This is a genomic window from Parabacteroides leei, assembly GCF_023369805.1.
Lineage (GTDB): Bacteria > Bacteroidota > Bacteroidia > Bacteroidales > Tannerellaceae > Parabacteroides > Parabacteroides leei.
In genome coordinates this window covers 233628-244927 of record NZ_JAMBQG010000001.1, presented here as the reverse complement: position 1 = coordinate 244927, position 11300 = coordinate 233628, and the positions used below count along the sequence as shown (strand labels likewise).

5 protein-coding genes are annotated in these 11300 nt (G+C 43.2%); all 5 read left to right on the top strand.

Annotated elements, in window-relative coordinates; translation table 11 throughout:
• Positions 1 to 11 precede the first annotated feature (11 nt).
• The 5 genes from M1P97_RS00985 (at position 12) to M1P97_RS00965 (ending at position 11278) form a co-directional block, all read left to right on the top strand.
• On the top strand, positions 12 to 1142 hold the full coding sequence (locus M1P97_RS00985; protein WP_249388138.1) for a response regulator: 1131 nt from the start codon (positions 12 to 14) through the stop codon (positions 1140 to 1142).
• 159 nt (positions 1143 to 1301) lie between these two features.
• Entirely contained in the window at positions 1302 to 4463 is a 3162-nt protein-coding gene (locus M1P97_RS00980; protein WP_249388137.1) for a SusC/RagA family TonB-linked outer membrane protein, read from the top strand.
• Between the two features lie 31 nt (positions 4464 to 4494).
• Positions 4495 to 6402 carry a RagB/SusD family nutrient uptake outer membrane protein gene (locus tag M1P97_RS00975; RefSeq protein WP_249388136.1) on the top strand — a complete coding sequence of 636 codons (1908 nt, stop codon included), beginning with the start codon at positions 4495 to 4497 and terminating at the stop codon, positions 6400 to 6402.
• 200 nt (positions 6403 to 6602) lie between these two features.
• Positions 6603 to 9929, top strand: a complete 3327-nt coding sequence (locus tag M1P97_RS00970) for an SUMF1/EgtB/PvdO family nonheme iron enzyme (protein ID WP_317242253.1) — start codon at positions 6603 to 6605, stop codon at positions 9927 to 9929.
• 125 nt (positions 9930 to 10054) lie between these two features.
• Positions 10055 to 11278 carry a DUF4925 domain-containing protein gene (locus tag M1P97_RS00965; RefSeq protein WP_195374351.1) on the top strand — a complete coding sequence of 408 codons (1224 nt, stop codon included), beginning with the start codon at positions 10055 to 10057 and terminating at the stop codon, positions 11276 to 11278.
• Positions 11279 to 11300: the final 22 nt, after the last annotated feature.

Below are 11300 nucleotides of genomic sequence, written 5' to 3'. Positions count from 1 at the left end.
GCGTAGTTCGTGTGAAACTTAGGCAAAATCAACAACTCATCGAAGATTACTATCTACACATACAAGTATCTGATAATGGGCAAGGTATATTGCAAGAAGAGATTGAAAAAATATTCCAGCCTTTCTACCGGTCTTCCCAGGATCTGCATCATCAGGTTGCAGGTTCCGGTATCGGTTTAAGTTTGGCACGATTTATCGTAGAACAGCATAATGGCATTATATGGGCGGAGACAATGCCTCAATCCGGAACCCGAATGCATGTACTACTTCCTGTACCGGAGAAACCGGTCAGTACTCCGGTAAAACAAACAGAACCGGCTATTCCTGTTAATATCCAGGAGTTCATTCCGAACGATAAAAAAAGGAATACAGCCATCACACAAACCCTGCTGTTCGTAGAAGATAATAAAGATGTATTGGAATACCTCGAAAATCAATTTGAAAATGAATACAACATATTAAAAGCTGGAAACGGAAAAGAAGCATTGGAACAAATAGCATTAAAAATTCCTGATCTGATTGTCAGTGATATCATGATGCCGGAAATGGATGGCTTGGAACTATGTACCCAAATCAAGCAAAAAAAACAATTCTCTCATATTCCACTCATTCTACTGACTGCCAAAACGATGCCTTCTCAAATAACGGAAGGATACAAGGCCGGAGCAGACGACTATATCATAAAGCCGTTCGACATTGCCTTGCTGCAAACCCGCATAAAAAACCTGCTAACCTCACGGAAGCAGATACAGCAAAAATACGAGAAAAAACTGAATCTGAATGAACTAGGTGTTAAAACAACCCGGCAGGATGAAGAATTTCTCAAACAATATACAGCCATTATTAAAGCCAATTTCTCGAACCCGGATCTGGATGTCGAAATGATCTGTAAGGAAATAGGCATGAGCCGTGCCAACTTCTATCGGAAAGCAAAAACGCTAACAGCCCTCTCACCTGCTGAAATGATCAAACATCTCCGCCTGGAAGCTGCCGCCCAAATGTTGCGTGAAACCAATTTAAGTATCTCCGAAATTTTGGAAAAAGTAGCATTCAGCAGCAGCGGCTATTTCGCCTCCTGCTTCAAAGCTGTATATGGCATGTCACCTAAAGAATACAGAAACGTCAATAATTTAAAAGATTAAAAACAAATATCCTTTATTAACAAGTAAAAATAGTCCCAAGCCCTCTATTTAGAGACAAAACTAACCTTTTTTGAAACGAAATAGACTTTTTTCGCCTTGATTTCTCATCACTTTTGCAGCAGGTCAATCAATAAGTGTTAACCATTTATTATAATTTATATGAGAAACAAGTTTTTAACAATGTTGATGGGAATTTTTCTTTTCGCCCACCAATTAATGGCACAAGACATTTCTGTGTCAGGTAATGTAAAAGATGAGAAGGGCGAGGCGCTGATTGGTGTCTCTATCCAGGTAAAAGGGACCACAATCGGGAACATTACCGACATAGACGGTAATTTTACGATTTCTTCTGTGCCCGCAAACAGCGAGTTGGTTTTCTCCTATATGGGATACCAAACCCAAACAATCGCTGTTAAAGGGAATAAGGTTATTAACGTTACATTAAAAGAAGACTCTCAGGCACTCGAAGAAGTGGTTGTAGTCGGCTTCGGTACACAAAAGAAAGTAAACCTGACAGGTGCCGTCGCTTCTGTCGGTGCCGAAGTGCTGGAGAACAAACCGGTTGCCAATGTCGGTCAGGCATTGCAGGGCGTTGTTCCTAACTTAAATGTGTCGGCTACGAATGCGTCACCGAATTCATCACCTTCATTCAACGTACGTGGTGGTACTTCTATCGGCTTAAAAGAAGGCAAAACAGACGAATGGGAGGTAAAGTCCGGTAGTCCGTTAATCATTGTCGACGGTATCCAGGTAGATACAGATTATCTAAATATGATGAACCCGAGCGATATCGAAAACATCTCTATTCTGAAAGATGCTTCTGCTGCAGCCATATACGGTGCACGTGCAACGTACGGTGTTATGTTGATTACAACAAAATCCGGAAAAAACGAAACCAAGGCAACAGTTACATATAACTTAAATATGCAGTGGAATACACCGTCACACACTCCGGACATTCTGGATTCATACACACATCAACTGGCATCCAATAAACAGACAGAAATGACAGGTGGAACAGTTACTCCCTGGATGGAAACATTGCTGGCTGCCAAAAAGAAATATATGGAAGATCCGAGACCGGAAAATGCATGGATTTACAACGAAGGTAGTGCAACAGACATAACATGGGTTGCCAACAACAACCTGTATGAAAATTATGTGAAAAACTGGACACCACTTCAACGTCATAATATCTCTATTAGTGGCGGTTCGGCTAAAACACGTTACTACATTTCATTGGGCTACCAACGCCAGGAAGGTATGTATGAAGTAAACACAGATGTACAGAAACGCTATAACATTAATGTGAACCTGACAACCAAAATTACAGACTGGTTCGATGTCGCATCCAAGATATCTTTCAACACCAGTAATTATAACGAACCATGGTTAGTAAGTGGAAAAGGAACATCCGTATGGGCTTCTATGAAAAATGAACCTGGACGTAATTTGAATATGCCGTTAAAAACCGGCCCGAATGACCCGATTCCGAATGCATGGACAGACAATATTTTTGGTTGGTTAGCTTATGGTGCAACGCGCCAAACACACAACACCAACACTGTATATAGTGTAGCTCCCACCCTGACCATCCTGCCGGAATTAAATATCAAGGCTGAATTGTCTTATCGCCCGACTGAATACTTCCAAAAACGTGTCATACCTTTACGTGAATATGTGGTAACCGATTGGGTCAACTTAAATACGACACATACTAATCCTTCCACTGTAAGAGAAGAAACAACCCATTCTGACTATTACACAATCAATGCGTACGCAAACTACAACAAAGCATTCGGACAACATAATGTATCAGGTGTTGTCGGATTCAACCAAGAATGGTATCACTATCGTAAACTATATGGAGAAGCTCAGGATATCCTGACAAATGACCTGCCTACTTTAGGTATGACTACCGGTACCCAATACTCTGGAGACAACGAGGAACATTGGGCCATCCGTGGTGCTTTTGTTCGTGCCAACTACGATTATGCCGGACGCTATCTGTTTGAATTCAGCGGTCGTTACGATGGAACTTCCCGCTTTGGAAAGAACTCTCGTTTCAAGTTCTTTCCATCTTTCTCTGCCGGTTGGAGACTTTCAGAAGAGAAATTCATGGCAAATACACGCAGTTGGTTAGACAACCTGAAAGTTCGTGGTTCATGGGGTTCTTTAGGTAATCAGGATGTAGCCAATTACGCTTACATTGCCAGCTACGGTGCAGCCGACTATATCTCATGGGTAATGAACGGAGATCAGATCAAGGGTATGAGTCCCACAGGTATCATTGCCAGCGACTTGACTTGGGAAACAGCGAGCACGCTTGACTTCGGTGTAGACGTAACCCTGTTGAAAGGTCGTTTGGACGCCACATTCGACTGGTACACCCGTCGCACAACAGACATTCTTATGAACGGAACAAAACTTCCAGCGGTATTGGGCGCTACCGTTCCTAAGCGTAACTCTGGAGAACTAAAAACCAACGGTTGGGAATTAAGTTTGAAATGGAAAGATCAATTAAGTAACGGTATTCGTTACGATGTAGGCTTGGTATTATCCGACTACCAATCTGAAGTTATCAAATTTACAGGAAACCCAAACAAATTACTCTCTACCCTTTATGACGGTATGAAAATGGGAGAAATATGGGGGTATGAGACAGTTGGTATTTTGCAGGAAAGTGATTTTACCAAAGATGAAAATGGGAAATTGACTCTAATCGGTCCAAGTCAGACAAAAATTCAATCAACCATATATCCGGGTGATGTACGATATGCTGACTTAAATAACGATGGCGAAATATCCAAAGGCGATGAAACTGTTGAAAATCCGGGAGACCGTAAAATCATTGGTAATTCTACTCCTCGTTTCCAATACGGTATTACTGGTAACATTTCCTGGAAAAACTTCGATTTGAACATTTTCTTCCAGGGGGTCGGTAAAAAAGATGTATGGATTAATGACAACGTATTCTGGGGTGGTTCCGGAACTTCCGGTAACTGGGAAATGTATAATAACTCATGGACTCCGGAACGTACCAATGCCAAATATCCGATGTATGCCGGACGTATTTCCAGCATTACTCAAAGCGGTTATCTGTTTAACGCTGCCTATCTTCGTCTGAAAACATTGGCACTGGGATATACATTGCCGAAAGCTTGGGTAAACAAAGCTAAACTATCTAATGTCCGACTGAGTATTTCCGGATACAATTTATTCGAAATCACTCAGATACCGAATCTTTATGACCCGGATCAGATTTCATCTTCTTATCCGATGATGCGCTCTGTTGCATTCGGTCTACAAGTTGGTTTCTAAATAGTATAATTCAAAATAGCATAAATCGATTATGAAATTAAGCATAAAAAAATACATTTTAGCACTTGGACTAGCTGCAACATTACTACCAAGCTGCAACGACGATTTCATGGAACGTTATCCGCTGGATAAAATTACCGATGAAAGTTTCTGGAAATCTGAAACAGATTTAAAAATGATGCTGAACAGTTTATATCCACTTTATATTATCGGGCACAGAAGTGGATGGGCCGATTCGGATATTAATCCTTTAGGAGTTACAGGCAGTCCATTGATGTATGGAGATGTTTATTCAGATAACTGTGTAAGAGCAGGTAACGAACTCAGTAGCTTAGCTGGCGAATTAATCGTTCCGACAGAAGCTAAAGAAAGTACAGGATGGTATTGGTGGAATTTACGTAAAGTAAACTTCTTCCTCTCACACTATGACAAAGCTGAATTAAGTCAGGAAAAGAAAAATGCTTATGCTGCTGAAGCCTATTTCTTCAAAGCTTGGGACTATTATCAGAAAGTTCTCTACTTCGGTGATGTACCTTGGTTGACAAAGGACTTAAACGTTGACTCTGAGGAATTATATGCTCCACGCGCACCACGTGCAGAAGTTATGGACTCTGTTTTAATGTGCATAAACAAAGCTGTCGACTGGTTACCGGAAAAAGCCTATCAGGAAACAGACCGATTAAACAAAGATCAGGCAAACTTCTTAAAAGCTCGTATTTGTTTATTCGAAGGAACTTTCCGTAAATATCACACGGAATTGAACTTACAAAACACAGCAAATACATGGTTAAAAGAAGCTGTAAAAGCTTGTGAAACACTACTCGGTAAATATTCACTCTATAAGGACGGTGATGATACATATTGGAAAATGTTCGCAGCTATAGACGTTTCCAATAATCCAGAAGTTATTTTATCTCGCAACTACCTGGAATCCAAAGTAGGACATGCTGCTCAACGTTATTACAATCAAAATAATTCCAACCGTGAAGCAATGGGAGCAACACGAGGGCTCGTCGACGAATACCTTTGCATCGATGGGCGTCCGATTTATACAGGAGGCAGTGAAGGTAACTATGAAAAGAATCCGAACTTCCTTGATTACGGGAAATGGACTGAATTAGAAAATCGTGACCCTCGCTTAACCCAAACAATTTGTAAACCGGGAGAATATGTCACAATCTATCAAGGAGGTGTTGTTGATTTGGAACAAAATGGTATTACTTATCCAAATTTAACCTACAATGCAAGTGGAGCAGCAATGACTGGTTACCGTGTAATCAAGCATTGGATGGGTGACCCTGAAGAAGAAAACCGTACAACCAATGGTATCCAGGCAGCTATCGAATTTCGTTATGCAGAGCTTCTGTTAATGTACGCAGAAGCAAAATACGAATTAAACGGAACATTGAGCCAATCTGATGTTGACTTAACAATCAATGCATTGCGTGAACGTGCCGGATTTGATTTCGAAAAATATCCGACTGCCAAATTGACTGTTGGACAAGAACCGGCTGACCCGCGTTTGGACAAAATCTATGCAGACAAATTAGACTACACAGTCAGTCCTTTATTACGAGAGATCCGCCGTGAACGTCGTATTGAGTTAGCAATTGAAAATCACCGTTACGAAGATTTGATGCGTTGGAAAGCCGGTAAATTACTGACAGTGCCTTTGCGTGGTATGAACTTTCTTTCTGTACAAGATTTATATGATGGAACTCATAACACCAAACCGGAAACGGCAGTAGCTGTAGAATTAAATAAAACAGTTTTTGTTGATGAAAATGGTTTTATCATCTGTTATCCAAAGAGCCCGTATCAAAATACAATTAAAGGCACATTACCTTGGGATGACTATCGCTATTACTGGCCTATTCCAAAAGAAGAATTAATTATGAACGAAAATTTTGTTCAAAATCAAGGCTGGGAAAATAAATAACAGGTTTGATACCGACTAATATTGAAAAGAGGTTACCCGAATAATCAATCGGATAACCTCTTTTTATCATTAGCTTTTAACGATTGACAGTAACAGAGATAATAATGATCGCATTTGATACGATTTTATATGTTTTCGTACACATAAACCTATACATTTGTATACAAATAATCGAATAACATTAAAACAATATCATGAATATGCGATATAAACTCTATTTATTCTCACTTTTATTAACCTTTCCCGTATGGGGTAAAGCAACCACTGAGGCCGACTCGTTGCGCCAAGTACAAATAAACCGCCTGCAGGAGCAAGTGGATTGGGTAAATCCCAAAGCCATCCGTGCATATCTGGATGACTCAAAATCATCATTGGGTGACCAGGCTCCCGGACTCTATCAAAAACTGGAAGAGCTGGAATCTTTATTGCCCCGGGTAAATCAGCATCTTGCAAAAGACACAAGCCTGCAAACAATCGACGAAGCAAAAAAGCTGCTCGCCCTCAAACGGGAAATCATCCTGGCTAACCCCCTGCTGGATATCGATAACCTGTTGATAGCCCGCTACCATCTAGGCGATAAAGCACGCAAAGCCATGGGACCGTCACTCGGTACATCCACAGCCAACTATAACTCCCTTTTCTCCAACAGACGCAAAGGATATGATGCCGAAATCTGCCATCTCTCCAATCTACGTGGAGAGATTCAAAGCAAAATACTCTATAAACCGACTGCGGACGTTCCCATTTCTGACATTCAACTGCATTGGGATGCCGACCGCCTGCTCTTTTCTTCGCTCGACGAAAACCGGAAATGGCAGATATATGAAATGAACACAGATGGAAGCGGACTCCACCAAAAGATAACGGTCGATGAGCCGGACCTGGAATTTTGTGATGCCAACTATCTGCCGGACGGCAAAGTGGTTGCTACCTGCAATATCGGTTACAACGGTGTTCCCTGTGTGCATGGGGATGATGTAGTCGCCAACCTCATCTCTTACGATCCGGAAACGAAAAACATACGCCGCCTGACATTCGACCAGGACGGGAACTGGTCACCGATCGTCATTCCAAACGGCCGCCTGATGTATACCCGTTGGGAATATACCGACTTGACACATTATTTCTCCCGTATCGTGATGCACATGAACCCGGACGGGACAGAGAATAAAGCCCTTTACGGTAGCGGCTCCTATTTCCCTAACAGTACGTTCGATATGAAACCGTTATCCAAACACAACAGCCGTTTTGTCGGTATTATCTCCGGACATCACGGAACTGCGCGTTCCGGACGGCTAATCATCTTCGATCCGGCCAAGAGCCGCAAAGAAGAAAAAGGGATGATACAGGAATTACCGTTCAGTAAACGCCCGATCGTCCCGATCATTAAAGACGAACTGGTGGAAGGCGTATGGCCGCAATTCATGAAACCTTATCCGCTAAATGAAAAGTATTTCCTGGTTGCCTGTAAGCCGGGACCGGATTCGCTTTGGGGCATTTACCTGGTCGATGTATTCGACAATCTCACCCTGATTATTGAACAGGAGGGCGAAGGCCTCACCGCCCCTATCCCGCTCAGGAAAACAGAAACACCTCCCGTCATCCCCTCCAAGATCAAACCGGGAGAAAAGGAAGCGACCGTATTCATACAAGATATCTATGAAGGCGAAGGCACACAGGGGGTTCCCCGCGGAACTATCAAGGCACTCCGTATCTTTGCCTATGAATATGCCTATATCCTCGCTCCATCCGACCACGATGCACAAGGTATCCAGAGCGGGTGGGATATCAAACGTATTCTCGGTACGGTTCCGGTCGAAGAAGACGGTTCCGTCATGTTCAAGATACCGGCCAACACCCCTGTTTCTATCCAGCCGCTGGATAAAAACGGAGCAGCCATCCAGTGGATGAGAAGCTGGCTGACGGGTATGCCCGGCGAAATCGTTTCCTGTACGGGTTGTCATGAAGACCAGAATACAATCGCCATGCCCAAACGCACGGTCGCCTCGACAATCAATCCGCATGCGTTGAAATCACCCGTAGGAGGCATCCGGCCGTTTACTTTCCGCCTGGAAGTGCAACCGGTACTCGATCGCAACTGCGTCTCCTGCCATAACGGGACGGTAGCCCAGCCGGACTTCCGCAAAGATCAAATGGTCACCTACAAACGAGGTGCCCTGACCAAACTCGAACGTCATTACGACCAAAGTTATCTGAATCTTCATCCGTACGTCTATCGTCAGGGACCGGAGTCGGATATTTACGTGCTCCGCCCTTATGAATATTATGCCAACAACAGCGAATTGATCCGTATCCTGCAGGCAGGACATCACGGTGTAAAAGTTCCCGAACAGGATATGCAGACCTTATATACCTGGATCGACCTGAATGCTCCTTATTTCGGAGCTTTCACCCAACTGGACTTAAAGAAAGAAGCTCCTCAGAACCAAGTTGAACGCCGTATGGAGCTGGCAGAGAAATACAGCGGCGTACGCGTGGACTGGCAGCAGGAAATCAAGGACTATGCCACCTGGCTGAAAAACAGGGAAAGTAAAGAAGTCGATGGAACTACCGCTGCCACTTCATCCGACGGCAACGCTCCTTCGAAAGATAAGAAGAAAGTAAAAACAGTCAGGGTCAAAGGTTTCCCCTTCAACCGGGAAGAAGCCGTGCAGAAACAGCAGGCAGACAACAAAACCCCTCGCAAGCTGACTGTAGCCCCCGGTATTACGCTCGACATGGTATGGATACCTGCCGGAACATTCGCGATGGGCGACAACAACGAACCTTCCGCAGCTCCGGCTTTCAAGGCGCAAGTCAGGAAAGGCTTCTGGATGAGCACGACAGAGATCACGAATGAGCAGTTCTGTGCCCTGTTCCCCGAACACGACAGTCGTTTCATCGGTCAGACCTGGAAAGATCATACCACTCCGGGTTATGCCGCCAATCTTCCCAAGCAACCGGTAATCCGTGTCAGCTGGGACGAAGCAAACGAGTTCTGCCGGAAGCTGGGAGAGAAAAATCAATGCCGGATCGCCCTTCCGACAGAGACACAATGGGAATGGGCTGCCCGTGCCGGATCGGCAGGTGATTTTTGGTTCGGCAACCGTCAGGCAAACTTCGGTCCGTATGAAAACCTGGCAGACAGCACCACCGTGGATCTCGCCGTTACGGGTGTAAACCCCAAACCGATGCGTCCGAACGACCCGATGCGTGAGTTCTGGGACTTCTTACCCAAAGAGCTGAACGTGAACGATCATCATCTGATCTCGGCTAATGTGGCATCCATGAAACCGAACCCCTGGGGATTATATGACATGAATGGCAATGTGGCAGAATGGACCCGCTCCGACTATATGCCTTATCCGCTTAAAGAAAAAGCAAATCCTGTGAAAGCTGAACAGAAAGTCGTACGCGGCGGCTCCTGGCGCGAACGTCCGAAGTATTCCACTTCGTCCATCCGTAAACCCTACTATCCGTGGCAATGTCCGTTCAATGTGGGATTCCGTGTGATCATTGAAGAGTAATTAAGCTTAATTCTTAAATACAGAACATTCATTCTTTAAAATAGCAATTGTCTGTTAACGAAGAAAGCCGTTAATTTGTCCTGGTTCAAATGAGCCTGATTTTTTATTAATTAAATTACTTTATTATGAGCAAAAAATTACTGTATCTACTTACACTGATTTGTTCTTTCAGTCTATTTACAGCATGTAGCGATGACGATGATGAGAAAAAAGAAGAAGTTGACAACAGCTGGGAACAGGTGGTTGGCGATTACAGCGGAGACAAGCTGGCATTCTCATACGGTGAAATGACTTTGACAGGAAAAGAAGTGAAATTCTCTGCGACAAGCGGAGCAAACGGAAGCCTTCTTTTAAAGAATGTAATCCCCGGTGAAAACGAAACGACAATTTCTAATATCACTGTTACTAAAGGCGAATTCTCCGGAACTGCAACGACCACCAATGCAAACGTAGAATATACCGGTTCTGTAAAGGACGAAGTCATGACGTTGAAACTGACTGTGGTTATGAATGATCCGAATGGATGGGCTAAGACTTACAGTTTGGCTGATTATACGACAGGAACAGTAGGAGGACAGGAAATAGTATTAACTGGAGGAATGTACTGTAACTGGGTTTCAGAAGGTAACGGAGGAGCCGTAGCCCCAATGCTTAGAACTATTGGTAGCCTACTTATGCCCCAAGTACTAAAAACGGTAACACTTGAAACTGATGGTAATATTACAGCCAGCTATCATAAAGGTTCTATCGTGTTCGACCCAGACATTATTAGGGGATTAATGATGGGTACTCCCCCGCCAACAGCAGAAGAAGTACAGGCAATGATACCTTCCGAAGGATGGTTGGATTCACCGAAAAATCTAGCTCACTGGTTCGTTAAAGACAACAAACTGTATGTTAAGCTAAATATTACAGCTATAATTTCACAAGTACTGGGCTCTGATGCAAGTGGTATGTCTGAAATTATTAACAGCATATTACAAGGAGATCCTGCTACCATCAAAGCGATGTTAAGTAATTTTGTTCCGGGTCTCGATCTTAGCTCTATCAGCGATGATACATTTGAAATGTTATTAAACTGGACTAATAACGGTATACCTATGAATGTCATAACAGAAGAAGGAAGAACTCATATGTATCTTGATAAAGAGGCGTTGACCCCTCTCATGGTTGATAAAACTTTGGATGCAACACAAGGAATGAATGCAGATATTATCAAATTATGGAATCTATTGGTTGCAGCAAAAGTAATTCCGCAAGAAGCAAGTGCTGCATTTATGATTCTACTTAACTTCCCTCAGAATTGGCCGGTAACAACAGAATTCGGTTTAGGTTTGGATTTCAAATAATCGACTTTTATTAGATTATAGA

Excerpts from the sequence above, each read along its gene's own strand:
- M1P97_RS00970 (WP_317242253.1), top strand. The coding sequence starts at position 6,603 with ATGCGATATAAACTCTATTTATTCTCACTTTTATTAACCTTTCCCGTA.
- M1P97_RS00965 (WP_195374351.1), top strand. The coding sequence starts at position 10,055 with ATGAGCAAAAAATTACTGTATCTACTTACACTGATTTGTTCTTTCAGT.
- M1P97_RS00980 (WP_249388137.1), top strand. The coding sequence starts at position 1,302 with ATGAGAAACAAGTTTTTAACAATGTTGATGGGAATTTTTCTTTTCGCC.
- M1P97_RS00975 (WP_249388136.1), top strand. The coding sequence starts at position 4,495 with ATGAAATTAAGCATAAAAAAATACATTTTAGCACTTGGACTAGCTGCA.